The organism is Verrucomicrobiia bacterium, from assembly GCA_026414565.1.
In the GTDB taxonomy this organism is placed as follows: domain Bacteria; phylum Verrucomicrobiota; class Verrucomicrobiia; order Limisphaerales; family Fontisphaeraceae; genus Fontisphaera.
Map to the genome: position 1 here is coordinate 162,687 of JAOAIT010000018.1, position 15,978 is coordinate 178,664.

General features: G+C 58.6%; 17 protein-coding genes. 14 read left to right on the plus strand and 3 right to left on the minus strand.

All coding sequences use genetic code 11. The annotated features are described in order from the left end of the window. Positions 1–118: 118 nt before the first annotated feature. Positions 119–1,657, minus strand: a complete 1,539-nt coding sequence (locus N3J91_04895; GenBank protein MCX8155777.1) for a PQQ-binding-like beta-propeller repeat protein — start codon at positions 1,655–1,657, stop codon at positions 119–121. A 110-nt stretch (positions 1,658–1,767) separates the two neighbouring features. Here N3J91_04895 and N3J91_04900 point away from each other — a divergent pair, with 110 nt between their 5' ends. From N3J91_04900 to N3J91_04920, 5 genes are read left to right on the plus strand one after another with little or no spacing between them, the layout of a single operon-like run. Beyond that, the gene (locus N3J91_04900; protein MCX8155778.1) at positions 1,768–2,082 is read left to right on the plus strand and encodes a DsrE family protein; all 315 of its coding nucleotides are present in this window, start codon (positions 1,768–1,770) and stop codon (positions 2,080–2,082) included. Positions 2,083–2,086: 4 nt separating this feature from the next. Continuing rightward, on the plus strand, positions 2,087–2,437 hold the full coding sequence (locus N3J91_04905; GenBank protein ID MCX8155779.1) for a DsrE family protein: 351 nt from the start codon (positions 2,087–2,089) through the stop codon (positions 2,435–2,437). Between the two features lie 5 nt (positions 2,438–2,442). Beyond that, complete coding sequence (locus tag N3J91_04910) at positions 2,443–2,622, plus strand: hypothetical protein (GenBank protein MCX8155780.1); 180 nt, start codon at positions 2,443–2,445, stop codon at positions 2,620–2,622. 23 nt (positions 2,623–2,645) lie between these two features. After that, a complete protein-coding gene (locus N3J91_04915; protein ID MCX8155781.1) occupies positions 2,646–4,430 on the plus strand; it encodes a hypothetical protein in 1,785 nt (594 codons plus the stop codon). Between the two features lie 2 nt (positions 4,431–4,432). Continuing rightward, positions 4,433–5,242 carry an SDR family oxidoreductase gene (locus N3J91_04920; protein ID MCX8155782.1) on the plus strand — a complete coding sequence of 270 codons (810 nt, stop codon included), beginning with the start codon at positions 4,433–4,435 and terminating at the stop codon, positions 5,240–5,242. On the opposite strand, the gene metH is transcribed toward N3J91_04920, so the two are convergent. Both metH and N3J91_04930 read right to left on the minus strand, forming a co-directional pair. Beyond that, positions 5,239–9,024, minus strand: a complete 3,786-nt coding sequence (gene metH / locus N3J91_04925) for a methionine synthase (protein MCX8155783.1) — start codon at positions 9,022–9,024, stop codon at positions 5,239–5,241. The two genes, N3J91_04920 and metH, sit on opposite strands and share 4 nt — an antisense overlap. 144 nt (positions 9,025–9,168) lie before the next feature. Then, the gene (locus tag N3J91_04930) at positions 9,169–9,567 is read right to left on the minus strand and encodes a hypothetical protein (protein MCX8155784.1); all 399 of its coding nucleotides are present in this window, start codon (positions 9,565–9,567) and stop codon (positions 9,169–9,171) included. Between the two features lie 198 nt (positions 9,568–9,765). On the opposite strand from N3J91_04930, the gene N3J91_04935 reads away from it, so the two are divergent. The 9 genes from N3J91_04935 (at position 9,766) to nuoK (ending at position 15,978) form a co-directional block, all read left to right on the plus strand. After that, positions 9,766–10,773: an aspartate-semialdehyde dehydrogenase gene (locus tag N3J91_04935; protein MCX8155785.1), complete on the plus strand. Its 1,008-nt coding sequence runs from the start codon at positions 9,766–9,768 to the stop codon at positions 10,771–10,773. A 279-nt stretch (positions 10,774–11,052) separates the two neighbouring features. Then, complete coding sequence (locus N3J91_04940) at positions 11,053–11,457, plus strand: NADH-quinone oxidoreductase subunit A (protein ID MCX8155786.1); 405 nt, start codon at positions 11,053–11,055, stop codon at positions 11,455–11,457. Continuing rightward, on the plus strand, positions 11,424–11,942 hold the full coding sequence (gene nuoB, locus N3J91_04945) for an NADH-quinone oxidoreductase subunit NuoB (GenBank protein MCX8155787.1): 519 nt from the start codon (positions 11,424–11,426) through the stop codon (positions 11,940–11,942). Before N3J91_04940 ends, nuoB begins: the two co-directional genes overlap by 34 nt. 11 nt (positions 11,943–11,953) lie before the next feature. Further along, on the plus strand, positions 11,954–12,433 hold the full coding sequence (locus N3J91_04950) for an NADH-quinone oxidoreductase subunit C (GenBank protein ID MCX8155788.1): 480 nt from the start codon (positions 11,954–11,956) through the stop codon (positions 12,431–12,433). Continuing rightward, the gene (locus N3J91_04955) at positions 12,430–13,563 is read left to right on the plus strand and encodes an NADH-quinone oxidoreductase subunit D (GenBank protein MCX8155789.1); all 1,134 of its coding nucleotides are present in this window, start codon (positions 12,430–12,432) and stop codon (positions 13,561–13,563) included. Before N3J91_04950 ends, N3J91_04955 begins: the two co-directional genes overlap by 4 nt. Before the next feature lie 2 nt (positions 13,564–13,565). After that, on the plus strand, positions 13,566–14,555 hold the full coding sequence (nuoH, locus tag N3J91_04960) for an NADH-quinone oxidoreductase subunit NuoH (protein MCX8155790.1): 990 nt from the start codon (positions 13,566–13,568) through the stop codon (positions 14,553–14,555). Positions 14,556–14,562: 7 nt separating this feature from the next. Beyond that, positions 14,563–15,108, plus strand: a complete 546-nt coding sequence (locus tag N3J91_04965) for an NADH-quinone oxidoreductase subunit I (GenBank protein ID MCX8155791.1) — start codon at positions 14,563–14,565, stop codon at positions 15,106–15,108. A gap of 14 nt (positions 15,109–15,122) precedes the next feature. Then, complete coding sequence (locus tag N3J91_04970) at positions 15,123–15,659, plus strand: NADH-quinone oxidoreductase subunit J (GenBank protein MCX8155792.1); 537 nt, start codon at positions 15,123–15,125, stop codon at positions 15,657–15,659. A 1-nt stretch (position 15,660) separates the two neighbouring features. Continuing rightward, positions 15,661–15,978, plus strand: a complete 318-nt coding sequence (nuoK, locus tag N3J91_04975; protein MCX8155793.1) for an NADH-quinone oxidoreductase subunit NuoK — start codon at positions 15,661–15,663, stop codon at positions 15,976–15,978.

Sequence of the window (15,978 nt, forward strand, 5' to 3'; positions counted from 1 at the left end):
CCATGGTTATTGAGTTCTCCTCAACATGACGCAGCAACTGGCAACTTGGTTACAACCCGGTGCCATTTCCTGTCAGACAACCGGCGGGACAGGAGGAAAAACCGTTGCCTGAGTGCCTTCAGGGAGCGGAGGCCTGAATCGCATACAGGTGCGTCTGGCTACCGATGTAAAGAACACCGTTGGCAACAATGGGAGTGGAGTAGATGGGAGCGTGCAGGTTGGTTTCGTGCAGAATTTTCTTCTCCCGCGTGGCCGACAAGATCACCAGGTCTCCATCCTCATCTCCCAGATAGACTTTGCCATCGGCCACCAAGGTGGACCCCCAGACATGGGCTTTCATGTCGTGCTTCCAGACCAGCTTGCCGGTGGCCGATTCCAGACAATAAAGAAAGCCGGAAAAATCGGCGATGAACAGCAGGCCGGTGTCGGGATCAAGGGAAGCCGTGGATAAACTGCGCTGAATCTCCTTGAAGTCCCAAACCAGCTTGCCGGTGCGGGCGTCCACACAGATAAGCCGGCCCACGCCTTCGCCATTCTCCGGGTCCTGGCCGGTGGCGACATACACCTTGCCATCGTGAAAGATGGGCGTGGCGCAGAATTCGCTGGGGCCTTCCGGATCAGGGTACTTGACCGGCTGGCCGTTGCGCTCTTTGTATTCCGGCGGATTGCCATCCACAGCCCACAACTTGCGCAGGCCAGATCCCTGGGCATCTTGAAGGGGGCGCGCATCAAAGCCATACAGGAAACCGTCGCCGGCGGCGAAGAAAACCTGCCATTGGCCTTGAACCAAGCCCGCAGAAGGCGAGCTCCATTGGCTGTGATAGAGACGATAGCCAATTTGCTCACGATCCTCGGCAACGAGGCGTCCGGTGCGTTTGTCCAGCACAATCAAGCTGGGGGACTTGGGGGAAACGACAAAAAGTTTGTTCCAGTCCTTGGCATTGGAAGTGCAGACATAGAGGTAATCCCCAAGCAGCAGGACGGAGCAGTTGGCGGCATTGTGGGGGAAAACCCCCAATTCGTCCCGCATGTCATAAATCCACACAATATCGGCGTCCTGGCCGCCCACCGGCGTGGGTGGGCGCATCGGGCCGGCGAAGTACTGTCCCTCGTTGGTAAAGGGGCCGGTGTTGCCGGCACGCAGTCCCTCGGTGGTAAGGCACATGACTTCACAACGGGTGGTGACGAGGTATATGCGGTTACTTTCGACGGTGGGCGAGGAGAGCAGGCCAAGGCCTTCCCAATCACTCACCTTGCCGGCTTCCAGCTTGGGAATGACCAGTTGCCAAAGAAACGCTCCGGTTTTTTCCTCCAAGGCAAGCAGGATGCTGCGGTCTCCTTGGTGCACGGGGTTGCGGGGGAATTCATTGTTGGTCCCTACAAACACCCTGCCGCCGGACACGACGGGATTGCCATAGGCCTGACTGCCCAGGCGGACCACCCAGCGCACGTTTTTGGTGGTGGCCATATCCACTTCCTCGGTGCCGGTTTTGTACTGGCCCGGTTCAAAGCTGGCGGGGAGGTTTTTAGCCGGAGAATACATATTGCGTCCGGGCAGGGGGCCACCCCAGGCCGGCCAGTCCTGGGCCAGCGGGCGGCTGGCCCCAGCCGCAAACAGGCACAAGGCCATCATGAGCCAGGCGTCACTGCGCATCATGCCGTTAAGGTAGCAACCTTCCACAGTTCGGCTCAATGATTATCCATTCCCGTCCCGGCAGTGCCGCGGCATTTGACAGGGAAGGCGGCGTCTTTTAGGTTTGCCGCACGATGTTGCGCGGCAAAAAGCTCGGTATTCTGATTTCGACACGTCCCGATCAGCCCGGTTTCCATCACGGCCTCGGTTTGGCTGAAGCGGCGCTGGCAGTGGGCGTGGATGTTTATATGTATTGCATTGATGATGCGGTGGTGGGTGTGGGGGATGCGCGGTTGCAGGAATTGAAGCAGCGTGGGCTCAAGCTCTATGCCTGCGCGTATGGGGCGCAACGACGCAACCTACCCATGAGCGATCTGGCCATTTTTGCTGGTTTAACCGTGGTCAGTGATTTGATGGCGGGGACGGATCGTTTTGTGAGTTTTAATTGAGGCCATGAAACCGAGCGTGCTTTTCATCATCAAAGGAGATCCGCGAACCAGTCATCGCCCCGCGGAAGCCATCCGCATTGCGGCGGGCGTGGGGACGTGGAAAAAAGTGGACATCACGGTCTATTTACATGGCCCTGCCGTTCTGGCGCTGGGCGAATTTGTCGATGAACTGGTGGACGAGGACAATTACACCCGGTATCTGCCCATTATCGGCGAGTTCGGCCGGCCGGTTTATGTGCAGGCGGGCGAGCCCTGCTTGAGCGAGATTGAACCGGCCACGTTGCCGTATGAGGCGATTGATGACCGGCGGCTGGCCGAATTGGCGGCCGCACATTCCAGCGTGGTTTATTTTTAATGGTTATGCGGAAAGTGCTGCATCTATTGACGCGTCCCGAGGAGACCTGGCCTGCCCGTTTTATCGAGCTGGAAAAGAGCCTCCCGAATACCGAACATGAGGTCATGGATCTGCGGTCGGGCACACCTGATTATCGCGCGGTGGTGGAGAGGATTTTTTCCTCGGATTCAGTGCAGGTGTGGTGAAGCCACGATCATCCTCCTCCATCATGCCTGAGGCATCCCCGTCCTTCATGAATTCCACCGCCGGCTGGGCCACGTCAGCCACCTCTGGAGGGCAGGGATCCCCTTTCTGGTGGTTGATGCGGGTGAATCTGCTCCAAGGATGGCGCCGACTGGCATCCATTGGCACACAATCCAAATTGCTCACCAGCCTGATATTCGCTTTTGTGGGCGGTTATTTGGGCCTGGCATACTGGCTTTTTTATCGCGGATTAAAATTCGCCGGACATTTCCCCGGCCTGGGGGCGCTCCTGGTGGAGCGCTTGTGGTACTTGTTATTTGCATTACTTTTCATTCTGCTGTTGTTCAGCAATCTGGTCATCAGTTACACCAACTTGTTCAAGAATCGGGAGACGGCTTTTCTGCTGACGTTACCGCTGACGCCACAACAGATTTTTCAATGGAAATTTGTGGAGTCCGTCACTCTGGCGTCCTGGGCCTTTGTGTTTCTTGTGGCGCCGTTGGTGGCGGCTTTTGGCATCACCCGCGGCGTGGAGTGGCATTTTTATCCGGTGGCGGCCCTGCTTATGGTGATGCTCATCATCCTGCCGGGGGTAGCGGGCGCCTGGCTGGCCATTGGGCTGGCTCAGTACCTGGAGCGCCGCACTTTTCAGATTCTGTTATTGGGAGGGGCGCTGGTTTTGTTGACGGCCGCCTATTTTTATTTGCAACCGCAGACGTTGCCGCAGGAGTCCACGGACACCCGGGTCTTGGTGGTCATGGACCGGATGTTGTCGCGCACCCGTTTTGCCGAGCTGTTTTTCCTGCCCAGCTACTGGATTGCCACCGGCGTGTTGAACTGGGCCGATGGAGCGCTTTCGTCCGCCCTGTTTTTCTCGCTGGTGTTGCTCAGTCACGTGCTCTTCTGGTCGCTGCTGACTTTTTCTTCGGTGGGCCAGCCTTTTTATAATGCCGCCAGCGCCGTGCAAAGCCGCGGCAGTGTATTTGGCCAGTGGGAATGGTTCAGGAATTGGTCGCGTCACAGGCGTCGTCTTCACTGGCAGACCGGCTTTTTGGAGCGTTTTTTTGGGGGATGGCGCTTTCTGCCATGCGATGTGCGGGCCATGGTGGTCAAGGATTTGCGGATGTTCTGGCGCGACACCACACAATGGGGCCAGACCATCATGCTCTTCGGGCTGCTGGGGGTCTATGTGTTGAACTTGCGACACTTCACCAATCAGCTCGGCAATCCGTTCTGGGTCCACCTCGTTTCCTATCTCAATCTTGGGGCCTGCGCGCTGAATCTGGCCACCCTGACCACCCGTTTTGTCTTTCCGCAATTTTCGCTGGAGGGCAAGCGCATGTGGATTGTGGGGATGGCGCCCATGGGTTTGCTCAAGGTATTGCAGGTCAAGTATTGGATGGCGAGCCTTGGCTCGTGGCTTTTAACGTTGGGGTTGATGGCGCTATCCTGCCACATGTTGAACCTGCCATGGGAGCGGACCATGCACTTTTATGCGGTGGTGACGGTCATGACCTTTGTACTCAACAGTCTGGCGGTGGGATTGGGCGCTTTGTTTCCGAATTTCAAGGAGGACCACCCGGGAAAAATCGTGAACGGTTTTGGGGGCACCTTGTGCCTGGTGCTGAGTTTTGTGTACATTCTGGTATCCGTGGTGCTGCTGGCGGCAGGCTCCCCTTGGGCGCCTGCGTCTTTGAGTGTGCCCTGGCTGCAGGGATGGAGCTGGGGAGCGTTTGTCATCCTCTCCATTTTTTTGGGCTGGTTGCCGTTGCGGCTGGCCCGGCGGCGTTTGGCCACTTTTGAGCTTTAATTATGAGCAACTTGCCACAAGGCGTGGTGTTGATCACCGGCGCTTCCAGCGGGATTGGCGCGGAGTATGCGCGGCAACTGGCCCGCCGAGGCCATGCGTTGGTATTGGTGGCACGCCGGCGCGAGCGCATGGAGACGCTGGCGCAGGAGCTGCGTCAAAAGCATGGGGTTGCCGTCGAATGCCTGACGGCTGACCTGGCGGAGGAGGCCGGCCAGCAAACCGTGGAAAAAAGACTATTATCCGAACCACCTGTGGGGTGGCTGATCAATAACGCGGGGTTTGGTTCGGGGGGGCTCTACCATGAAACTAAAGCGCCCAAGCAGATGGCCATGATTGAGGTGCACGTCAAGGCCCCAGCACGGCTCATCCGGGCGGTGTTGCCCGCGATGGTCCAGCGGCGGCAAGGTGTGATCATCAACGTGGCCTCCATTGCGGCCTTTGCGATGGTTCCCACCAGTGCCATGTATAGCTCCACCAAGTTGTGGATGGTGGGATTTACCAAGGCCCTGGCAGCAGAGCTGGAGGGCTCAGGGGTGCGTGTCCAGGCTTTGTGCCCGGGCTTCACCCATACCGAGTTTCATGACACGGAGGAATATCGCGACTTCAACCGCAAGGTGGTGCCGTCGTTCTGTTGGATGCACGCCGCGGAAGTGGTGGCACAATCTCTGCGCGCCTTGGAGCGAGGGTCCGGGGTTTTTATCCCCGGCTGGTTTAACCGGCTCATGGTGCTGGGCATGAAAATGCCCGGCGTGCAACTCTTGGGGAAATGGTATGCGCGGCGGCGATGGCAGCGTCCACCCGGTAGAACTTAGTGGGGCCGTCCGCAGGCGCAGCCGGCCGTGGAGGGGGTCGCAGGAGCCGGAGGATAATTGAGATAAGGTCCCAGCCATTTTTCCACCTCTTGCAGGGTCATGCCCTTACGAAGGTGGTAATCAAGCACCTGGTCGCGATCTAATTTGCCCACGCCAAAGTATTTGGCTTGCGGGTGGGCAAAGTAAAGTCCGCTGACACTGCTGGCCGGCCACATGGCGCCGCTTTCTGTCAGGCGAATGCCGGTGCGCTCTTCCACTTGCAGCAGCCGCCACAGCGTCCACTTTTCACTGTGATCCGGGCAGGCCGGGTAGCCTGCCGCTGGACGAATGCCGCGGTAACGCTCCCGAATCAAGTCTTCCTGGGAAAGCTGTTCGTGCCGGCCGTATCCCCAATCCCGCCGCGCCTTTTGATGCAGGTATTCGGCAAAGGCCTCAGCCAAACGATCCGACAGGGCTTCCAGCAAGATGGCACTGTAATCGTCATGCGCGGCCTTGAAGGCCTGGACTCGTTCATGGGTCTCATGGCCGGCGGTTACGGCAAAAGCGCCCAGGTAATCCCGCCTGCCGGTTTCCCGGGGGGCAAGGTAATCCGCCAGACAGTGATTAAACTGTCCATCAGGTTTTTCCATTTGCTGGCGCAGGAAACAAAAGCGGGCCACCTCGCGAGCCGGGTCCTCTGGTGAAAACACAATGACATCGTCCCCCGCACGGTTGGCCGGGAAAAAGCCATAGACCCCCCTCGGCTGCAGCCACTTTTCTTGAATGATTTTTTCCAACATGGCCTGCGCATCGGCGTAAAGCTCGCGCGCGCGCGGTCCCACGGTCGGATCATCCAAAATGGCCGGGAAACGGCCCCGCAGCTCCCAAGCGTGAAAGAAGGGCGACCAGTCAATATATGGCACCAAATCACTCACGCTGACGCTTAGATCACAAGGTGGCAGAGCCGATGCTGGGCCAAGGGTGCGCACTCCGAGGAACTCGGGAACGGGGATGTCCACCTGTTCCCAATCGAACACCGGCGCCCGGCGCCGGGCTTCGGCCAAGGGTAACAGATGGGCGCGATGACCGCCATACTCCTGCCGCAGGCGCTCGTAGTCGGCACGCAGGGCATGGAGAAATATTTCCCGCTGTTCCGGATTCAGCAGACTGCCCAACACCGGCACGGCGCGCGAAGCATCGAGGACATGCACTACGGCCCCGTGATACACCGGCGCAATCTTCACCGCCGTGTGGGCTTTGCTGGTGGTGGCGCCTCCAATCAGGAGCGGCAGTTGCATGCCGGTGCGTTCCATTTCTCGCGCCACATGCACCATTTCATCGAGAGACGGTGTGATGAGGCCGCTTAAACCAATTGCATCCACTTTCTCCCTGGCCGCCGTTTCGAGGATTTTCTCGCACGGGGTCATGACACCCAGGTCTATTACCTCGTAGTGATTGCACGCGAGAACTACGCCGACGATATTCTTGCCGATGTCATGGACATCCCCTTTGACGGTGGCCAGCAGCACTTTGCCCTGGGGGCGGCCCTCACCCGCGGCCTTCTCGGCCTCCATGAACGGTTGCAAGTAGGCGACCGCCTTTTTCATGACCCGGGCGCTTTTAACCACCTGGGGCAGAAACATGCGCCCACTGCCAAACAAATCGCCCACCACGTTCATGCCAGCCATCAGCGGGCCCTCAATGACAGCGAGCGGCCGGCCCAGTTTCTGGCGGGCCTCCTCCACATCTTTTTCGATGTAATCGGTGATCCCGTGAATCAGAGCGTGTTTCAGGCGCTCTTCCACGGGCGTCTGCCGCCAGGCCGCTTCAGCTTCCGCCGGGTTGTTATCCTTGGGCCGAAGCTGGGCGGCGTAGGCAATGAGCCGCTCCGTGGCATCCGGTCGGCGGTTGAGCAGGACATCCTCGACGCGTTCACGCAGTTCGGCCGGTATGTCTTCGTACACCGCCAACATGCCGGCATTCACGATGCCCATGTCCAGCCCGGCCCGAACCGCGTGATAGAGGAAAGCCGAGTGCATGGCTTCGCGGACCACATTCTGGCCGCGAAAACTGAAGGAGACGTTGCTGATGCCCCCGCTGGTTTTGGCCAGGGGCAGGTTTTGTTTGATCCAACGCACCGCCTCGATGAAGGCCACGCCATAATTGGCGTGTTCCTCCATGCCAGTGCCAACCGTCAGCACATTGGGGTCGAAAATGATGTCTTGCGGAGGGAAATGTGCCTGTTCCGTGAGCAGTCGGTAGGCGCGGGCGCAAACGCTGATTTTTCGTTCAAACGTGTCCGCCTGACCCTGTTCATCAAAGGCCATGACCACCACGGCCGCGCCATAGCGGCGGATGAGGCGGGCCTGCTCCAGGAATTTCTCCTCGCCTTCCTTGAGGCTGATGGAATTGACCACCCCTTTGCCCTGGAGGCATTTCAGGCCGGCCTCAATGACACTCCACTTCGAGCTATCAATCATGACCGGCACGCGCGCCACCTCCGGTTCGGCCGCCACCAGTTGCAGGAAATGGGTCATGGCCCGCTCGGCGTCCAGCAAACCCTCGTCCATGTTGACGTCAATGATTTGCGCACCATTTTCCACCTGCTGGCGGGCGATGTTGACCGCTTCTTCAAACTGGTTTTCACGAATGAGTTTGGCGAACTTGGGCGAGCCGGTGACATTGGTGCGCTCACCGATGTTGATGAAATTGCTTTCCGGACGGACGACCAGTTCATCCAGCCCGCTGAGATGGAGATAAGTGTCGGGAGCCGGGGGCCGGCGGGGTGGGAGGTCTTGCACCGCCCGGGCGATGGCCCGGATGTGGTCCGGGGTGGTGCCGCAACAGCCGCCGACCAGATTCAGCCATCCATTGCGCGCCCACTCAGCCAGTTGAGGAGCCAGTGTTTCCGGCGTTTCCGGAAAGCCGGTGGGGAGCAGGGGGTTGGGCAGGCCGGCATTGGGATAGGCGCTGAGAAAAACCGGGGCCATTTGCGCCAGCTCCTCAATCAACGGCCGCATCTCCCGCGGCCCCAAGGCACAATTCATGCCCACGCTGAGAAGCGGCACGTGGGAAATGGAAGTCCAGAAGGCGCCGACCGTCTGGCCGGTGACACCGCGATTGCTGCCAGCCTGAATAAAAGTGACCGACGCCATCAGCGGCAGACGGAGGCCGCGCTCATCAAACAATTTTTGCAGGGCGAAGAAGGCGGCTTTGGCATTGAGCGTGTCAAAGATGGTCTCCACCAGAAAAACATCCACCCCCCCATCAAGCAGGCCCCGAGCCTGTTCGTAATAGGCCGCCACCAGTTCATCGTAGGAAACGGCACGGGAAGCGGCGTTGTGCACATCGGTGCCAAGCGATGCCGTGCGCGTGGTGGGGCCGAGCGCGCCGGCCACCCAGCAGGGACGGTCAGGGTGTCGCTGCATGAAGGCATCGGCGGCGCGTCGGGCACAAAGAGCGCCGGCCAAATTGATGTCGTAAGCGTAGGCTTCCATGCCGTAATCAGCCAGGGAGATGGCCTGGGCATTGAAGGTGTTGGTCTCAATGAGATCGGCACCGGCTTCCAGATAAGCGGTATGGATGGATTCCACGATAGCCGGGGCGGTTAGATTCAGCAGGTCATTCAACCCCTTCAAGGGCCGCGGCCACGTGGCAAAACGGGAGCCACGATAGACGGCCTCGTCCAGCTTGCGCATCTGGATCATGGTGCCCATGGCGCCGTCAATGATGACAATGCGCCGCTGGAGCAGGCGGGCCAGCTCCTGTCCTCGCGTGGTGGTGCCGGCAAAAGCAAGGCTCATATACGGCTGATATTAGCACAAGTCCCCATAATGTAAATATCAATTTATCCTGATATGATGATATGTTGGTCTCTGATCATGGAAAATAAAAAACGCCCCGCCGAATCCCGACGGGGCGGAGCAGGGTGCTAGCACCCTGGGAAGTTAGCGGGCCTGCTGGCGGGCGGCCTTCTTTTCCGCCTGGGCCTCATTCCGGGCTTTTTCCCACTTGGCGTATTGCTCCGGCGTCAAAATCTCCTTCAGTTTGTCAGCCAGACCTTGCTGCGCTTCACGCAGTTTGGCCGCCTTGTCGAGCTTGCTGAGCGAAGCATCCTGCCGGATCTGCTTCAATTTCTCCTTTTGTTCCTGCAGGAGCGTCTTGACCTTGGCCTTTTGGTCGGCGGTCAGATCCAGCTCTACCCCCAATTCCTTGAGTTTCTGGGCGGCTTTGGGTTTTGCAGCCGGTTCCGCTGGCGTGTCTGCGGCCAGCACTGGCGAAGCGGCCAACAGCCCCAAGGCCAGACTGGCACCCCAACACCAAATCAACGATTTATGCTTCATCATATCACGTTATTCCTCACACTTTTCATGGTCAGTCACTGGTTGACCATCAGCCAGTGCCCCATTCATTCCAATTGACGCGGGCGGCGGGCGAAGTGTTACCATTTTTTGCCTCCGGATGGTCGCCCCGATTTTCCTGATTTCTGCTATTTACAGATTGACAGTTTATTTTATAGTCGCCGCTCGTTTATTGTGATGATTATGCGCAATTCTCTGCATGTTGCCGTAGTCGGCGCGACGGGAGCCGTCGGCGTCGAGATGGTCAAGACTTTGGAACGCCGCCAATTCCCGGTGGCCAGACTGACCTTGCTGGCCTCGGCCCGCTCGGTGGGCAAAACGCTGAAGTATCGCGGTGAAGATATGCCGGTGACGGAATTGAAAAAGGACTCCTTCAAAGGGGTGGACATTGCCTTGTTCAGCGCCGGCAGCAGCATTTCCAAGGAGTATGCGCCCCTGGCTGCCGCGGCTGGCTGCGTGGTGGTGGACAATTCAAGCTGCTTTCGCATGGATGACCAGGTGCCGCTGGTGGTGCCGGAGATCAATGCCGCCGATGTCAAACTGCACAAGGGCATCATTGCCAATCCCAACTGCACCACCGCCATCACGCTTATGGCCCTGTACCCGCTGCACGCGGCATTTGGCTGCACACGCATTTTTGCCTCCAGCTATCAGGCCGTGTCCGGCACCGGGGCCAAGGCCATCGAAGAACTGCGGCGCCAGGTGAATCAGATCGTGAAGGGCGATCCCGTCACCAAAGAAGTGTACCCGCATCAAATTGCCTTCAATGTGCTGCCGCATGTGGATTCGTTTCTGCCCAACGGCTACACCAAGGAGGAGATGAAGATGCAGAACGAGGGCCGCAAAATCATGCATCATCCCACTTTCCGGGCCAGCGTCACCTGCGTGCGCGTGCCGGTTTACCGGGCGCATTCCGTGGCCGTTAGCGCGGAGTTTGAAAAGCCGGTCACTGTGGCGGCCGCGCGGGAGGTGCTGAGCCGGGCCCCCGGTCTGGACGTGGTGGATGACCCGGAAAACAAGAAATACCCCATGCCGTTGTTCACCGCCGAGAAGGACAACTGCGAGGTGGGCCGCCTGCGCCAGGATTGCGCTTTGGACAACGGCCTCTGTTTCTGGGTTTCGGGAGACCAGTTGTTGAAGGGGGCGGCACTCAACGCCGTGCAGATCGCGGAGGAACTGCTCAAGCTATAGACATAGCGGCTCGGGGTTGGTCGGAGCAACCGCCGGCTGAGGCATCCCTGCCTCAGCCTTTTTTATTTTTCCACCCCATCGGCTCATTTCATGACCTGGCTCAAGGCGTGGGCGGCGGCGGCAGCTTAAGTTTCTGTGGCAAGGCTCCTCGGCCTGGGGCCTTCCGGTGGGGGCGTTATAAGTATTTAGAAAGTATTAAAACAGATGAATAAGTGTTACTGTTATCAGAAATAAGTTGATTAAAATGTAAACTGATGGATATTTGCTCTGACGGGTTGTATGGGCAAAACTTATTATCTCGACCTGGTGTATCTGGCGGCTTTCGCCTTCGGGGGGTTGTTGTTCGCCCTGGCCCCGGTGGTGCTGGGGAAGCTGCTGTCGGCCCGGCACACGCGGCAATCGGCCAATAAAACCGGCCAGTTTGTGGAGTGTGGCATGGATCCCATTGGCGATGCCTGGATTCGCTACAGTGCGGTGTATTATTTGTATGCCTTGATTTTTGTGGCCTTCGCTGTGGATGTGCTCTTTTTGATTCCGGTCGCGCTGGTGTATGACCGCGAATTTGCCTGGCGCGATCTGGTGGAGGTGCTGCTTTTTGTGGGGATCCTGTCCCTGGTCATTGTGTACGCCTGGAAGAAAGGAATTTTTGAATGGACCCGGAAGTCCAGTGCTCCCAGATCGTGAAGTTTGCCCGGCTGGAGGACCTGCTGGCCCTTGGACGAGCCAACTCGTTGTGGCCATTGACTTTCGGACTGGCCTGCTGCGCCATCGAGATGATGGCCGCGGGGGCCTCGCGCTTTGATCTGGCGCGCTTTGGAGCCGAGGTGTTTCGCCCCTCCCCGCGGCAGGCCGATGTCATGATCGTGGCCGGGACCATTACCAAAAAAATGGCGCCGGCGGTAAAGACGTTGTACGACCAGATGCCAGAGCCGAAGTGGGTGATTGCCATGGGCAATTGTGCCATTTCCGGCGGGCCGTTCGTGTACCCCGGCCAATATTCCGTGGTGGAGGGGGTGGACAAACTGTTTCCTGTGGACGTGTACATTCCCGGCTGTCCGCCGCGACCGGAAGCGCTGATCGAGGGGATTTTAGCGTTGGAAAAGAAACTGACCGGCAAACGGCGATGGCCGGAGGTTAAGCCGCCGCCGGCCTCGGAGCCGGTGGCCTAAACAATTTAATTATGAGCATAAATAATACTAATACACCAAAGGAGGTGGCGTCCCCCCTGCGACCAGGGGTGCATCCTTTGGCCCATCTCGCCCTTCCTTTTGAGGCGGTGGATTATCATCGCCGCGGCGTTCATTTCGAGGCGCAAGTGGAGCCTGCGCAGGTGGTGCTGGCTGCGGTGCTCATGGATCAGGAGGGCTTTGCCCTGGATGCGGTAACCGGAGTGGACTGGCCGCAGGACAATCAGATGGAGGTGATTTATGATTACTTCCATCCGGCACTGGGCTGGCGGGCGGCGGTACGGACGCGAGTTTCCCGGGGTTTGCCGGAGGTGCCCTCCATTTCCGCAATCTTTCCCGGCGCGAACTGGCATGAGCGCGAAGCCTGGGAATTTTTTGGCATTCACTTTACCGGGCATCCCAACCTGACGCCCTTGTTGTTGCCCGATGACGCGGACTACCACCCCTTGCGGAAAGACTTTGCGGCTGCATGACGCCTGCTGAGGCCATTGAGGCCGCCCGCCGGGCGGGGAACGAAACCTTCATTCTCAACCTGGGGCCGCAGCATCCGGCCACCCACGGCGTGTTGCGCATCAAGTTGACGATGGATGGCGAGTACATTTTGCGGGCTGAACCTGTTGCCGGGTACATCCATCGGATGCACGAAAAGATGGGGGAAAATCGTACCTGGGCCCAATACCTCCCCAACACCAGCCGCATTGATTATCTCTCCGCCATGACCTACACCCATGCCTATGTAGCGGCGGTGGAGCGGGCGGCGGGCATTGAAGTGCCACGACGGGCAGAGTTTATTCGCGTCATCACTTCCGAATTGAACCGCATTTCCAGTCACCTGGTGTGGTTTGGCGCCTTTTTGCTGGACCTGGGCGGCTTTACGCCGCTGCTGTATGCTTTTGATGACCGGGAAAAAATTCTGGACATGCTGGAGGCCATCACCGGCTCGCGGTTGACCTACTGTTATTATCGTTTTGGCGGGGTGTACAATGATGTGGATGACGCCTTTTTAAGCGCGGCCCGGGATTTTGTGCCATACATGCGCGAGCGTCTGAAAATGTATGAAACCCTGGTGACCGAAAACCTCATCCTGCGCAAGCGCCTGGAGGGCATTGGCCCCATCAGCAAAAAGATGTGCCAAAAGTATGGTGCCACCGGGCCGGTCATGCGCGGCTCCGGCATAGCTTATGATGTGCGGCGCATGGAGCCTTACTCGGTGTACCCGGAATTGGAGTTTGATATTCCCAATTATCCAGAGGGGGACTGCATGGCCCGTTATCGGGTGCGGATGGAGGAAATGGCGCAAAGTCTGCGCATCATAGAACAGGCTGTAGCCATGATTCCTGCCGGGCCATTTCAAACGCCGGGAGTGCCCCGCGCACTCAAACCGCCGCCGGGCGACTATTGTTTTGCGGTCGAGGCGGCCCGCGGACGTCTGCTGGTGCGGATTGTCAGCGACGGCAAGGAAATGCCCTATCGGGTGCGCTGGCGCACCCCGTCCTTTTGCAACATCACGCTCTTTGAGGAAGCCAGCCGCGGCATGATGCTGGCGGATGCGCTGGCCTTATTGGGCAGCCTGGATCTGGTAATTCCGGATATTGATCGCTAAAAATGAGTCTCCCAGAACCCATACGCCTCATGGCTTACCTGTTCGGCCTTATGGCCTTTGTGGGGCTGAATGCTGCGTATCTGGTTTGGGCCGAGCGCAAAGGTTCCGGCCGCTTTCAACGCCGGCTGGGGCCAACGGAGGCGGGGTTTGCCGGCTTGTTGCAGCCCATAGCCGACAGTATCAAGCTGCTTACCAAACAACTCCTGGTACCGCCCACCGTGGATGGGGTGTTGTTCCGCACCGCCCCCCTGCTGGTCATTATTCCGGCCATGGTCAGCCTGGCGGTCATTCCCTTCAGCGACTCGCTGCTGGCGCGCAACATTCATTTGGGATTGCTGGTGGTCTTTTCCTTCGGCTCCATCCACGTGCTGGCAGTGATGTTGGCCGGGTGGGCATCACGCAACAAATACGCCATCATCTCCGCCGCGCGGGTGGTATCGCAAAATGTGGCCTACGAAATCCCCATGCTTTTGGTGGTCATTACCCTGCTCATGAGCACCGGCACCACGAACCTGGTGGAAATTGTGCAGCAACAGGCCGGTCCATTTTGGAAGTGGAACATTTTCCGCCTGGATCACAATCCTCTCGCCCCGGTGACGTTTCTGGTGTTCTACATTTGCATGCTGGCGGAAACCAACCGGGCCCCTTTTGACATGGCGGAGGCGGAAAGCGAGCTGGTGGCGGGCGCCATAACCGAATACTCCGGTATGGGCTTCGGGGTTTTCTTCATCGGAGAGTACGCCAACGTGCTGGTGGGTTGCGCCCTGGCCACCTTGCTCTTTCTGGGGGGCTGGCAAAGTCCCATCGGGATTTTGCCTGGAGCCTTTTGGTTTTTGCTCAAAATGTATGTGCTGATTTTTGCCGTCATGTGGGTGCGCTGGACGTTTCCCCGCACCCAATTCTACACGTTATTGAACCTGTCGTGGAAAGTGCTGATCCCCATTTCGCTGGGGACGCTGGTGCTGACCGCCATCACTTTGAAACTGTTTTAATGATGCCATGAAAAGCGCCCATGATTTCTGGAAGGGATGCCTAAGCCTCTGGGCGGGGCTGCGGGTGACCTTGCGCGAGTTCTTCAAGCCCCCGGTCACCGAGCAATACCCCTACGAGGCGCCCCAGATCCCTCCACGTTTTCGCGGGCACATCGAGCTGGTGCGCGATCCCAAAACAGGCGAACCGATTTGCTTTGCCTGCAAGGCCTGCGAGAAAGTCTGCCCCAGCGACTGCATCGTGGTGGAGGGGGAGAAAAAGCCGGGCGCCAAACGCAAATCGGTGACCGTGTTCAAACTGGATTTTACCAAGTGCAGTTTGTGTGGCTCCTGCATCGAGGCCTGCAAAAGCGGCGCCATTCGTTTTTCCAAAGATTACAACTTGGCCGGCTTCTCCCGGGAGGAGTTTATCATGGACCTTTTCAAGCGTCTGGAGGAAGAAGCCCAAAACCAGCCGCCCGCACCGCCGCCCCAGCATGAGCCTGGGGCGGAGGCGCGAGCGCCAGCGAAGACGCCGGATGTGGTCGTGGTCACAGTAGAAGGGCAGGGGAGGTAATGGCTGTGCTGGGCATGTTGGGTGAAGGTGCCGCCGAGCTGAGCATCGCGGCCCTGTTCTGGTTTTTCGTCGTGCTGGCTGCGGGAGGGGCGCTGATTGCAGTGCTGACCACCCGGGTGATTCGCAGTGTTTGTGGACTGGCCATTTGTTGTCTGGGACTGGCCGGTCTTTATTATTATCTGCACAGCCCGTTTCTGGCGCTGATGGAAGTGCTCATCTACATCGGCGCCGTCTGTGTCACCATTGTCTTTGCCATCATGCTGGCTGAGCCGGATGAGCCCCCGCCGGCGCCCCGCACGCGGGCCACCTGGGTATGGGCCATGCTGATGCTGGTGCCGGCGTTTGGGGTGTTTCTGCTGCTCAGTCACCTCAGTCTGGCCGGACCCTGGCCTGCCCTGGGCGAGACGCGGGCTGACGATTCCCTCAAAGCGGTGGGGCTGGCTCTTCTGACGAAATACTGTCTGGCGTTTGAGCTGATTTCGCTGGTGCTGCTGGCCGCCATTCTGGGGGCGCTGGTGGTGGCGCGCGAAGGGCGCACAAGAGAACACTGATATGCCCGCTTATCAAAAACCCGAAGTTTATCTGGTATTGGCGGCTTTTCTGCTGGCCGCCGGTATCTTTGGCCTGTTGCGCCGGCGTACGCTGGTGGGGATGCTCATCTCCGGAGAGCTGATCTTTTCCGCTGCGGCGCTCAATTTTGTGGCGCTCAATCACTTTCATGCGCCGGAACCGGCGCAAGGCCAGATTTTTGTGTTGTTCATCATGGGGTTGGCGGCTGCCGAGGTGTCCATTGCCCTGAGCATCATTATTGCGGTGTATCGCAATTACCGCTCCATTCAGACGCGCGACCTCACCGATTTGAAGGGATAA

Bases quoted from the DNA above. Each gene is read 5' to 3' on its own strand.
- nuoB (MCX8155787.1), top strand. From the start codon at position 11,424: ATGGACCCGGAAGTCCAGTGCTCCCAGATCGTGAAGTTTGCCCGGCTG.
- N3J91_04905 (MCX8155779.1), top strand. From the start codon at position 2,087: ATGAAACCGAGCGTGCTTTTCATCATCAAAGGAGATCCGCGAACCAGT.
- metH (MCX8155783.1), bottom strand. From the start codon at position 9,024: ATGAGCCTTGCTTTTGCCGGCACCACCACGCGAGGACAGGAGCTGGCC.
- N3J91_04935 (MCX8155785.1), top strand. From the start codon at position 9,766: ATGCGCAATTCTCTGCATGTTGCCGTAGTCGGCGCGACGGGAGCCGTC.
- N3J91_04930 (MCX8155784.1), bottom strand. From the start codon at position 9,567: ATGATGAAGCATAAATCGTTGATTTGGTGTTGGGGTGCCAGTCTGGCC.
- N3J91_04940 (MCX8155786.1), top strand. From the start codon at position 11,053: ATGGGCAAAACTTATTATCTCGACCTGGTGTATCTGGCGGCTTTCGCC.
- nuoK (MCX8155793.1), top strand. From the start codon at position 15,661: ATGCCCGCTTATCAAAAACCCGAAGTTTATCTGGTATTGGCGGCTTTT.
- N3J91_04970 (MCX8155792.1), top strand. From the start codon at position 15,123: ATGTTGGGTGAAGGTGCCGCCGAGCTGAGCATCGCGGCCCTGTTCTGG.
- N3J91_04895 (MCX8155777.1), bottom strand. From the start codon at position 1,657: ATGATGCGCAGTGACGCCTGGCTCATGATGGCCTTGTGCCTGTTTGCG.
- N3J91_04900 (MCX8155778.1), top strand. From the start codon at position 1,768: ATGTTGCGCGGCAAAAAGCTCGGTATTCTGATTTCGACACGTCCCGAT.
- N3J91_04955 (MCX8155789.1), top strand. From the start codon at position 12,430: ATGACGCCTGCTGAGGCCATTGAGGCCGCCCGCCGGGCGGGGAACGAA.
- N3J91_04950 (MCX8155788.1), top strand. From the start codon at position 11,954: ATGAGCATAAATAATACTAATACACCAAAGGAGGTGGCGTCCCCCCTG.
- N3J91_04910 (MCX8155780.1), top strand. From the start codon at position 2,443: ATGCGGAAAGTGCTGCATCTATTGACGCGTCCCGAGGAGACCTGGCCT.
- N3J91_04965 (MCX8155791.1), top strand. From the start codon at position 14,563: ATGAAAAGCGCCCATGATTTCTGGAAGGGATGCCTAAGCCTCTGGGCG.
- N3J91_04915 (MCX8155781.1), top strand. From the start codon at position 2,646: ATGCCTGAGGCATCCCCGTCCTTCATGAATTCCACCGCCGGCTGGGCC.
- N3J91_04920 (MCX8155782.1), top strand. From the start codon at position 4,433: ATGAGCAACTTGCCACAAGGCGTGGTGTTGATCACCGGCGCTTCCAGC.
- nuoH (MCX8155790.1), top strand. From the start codon at position 13,566: ATGAGTCTCCCAGAACCCATACGCCTCATGGCTTACCTGTTCGGCCTT.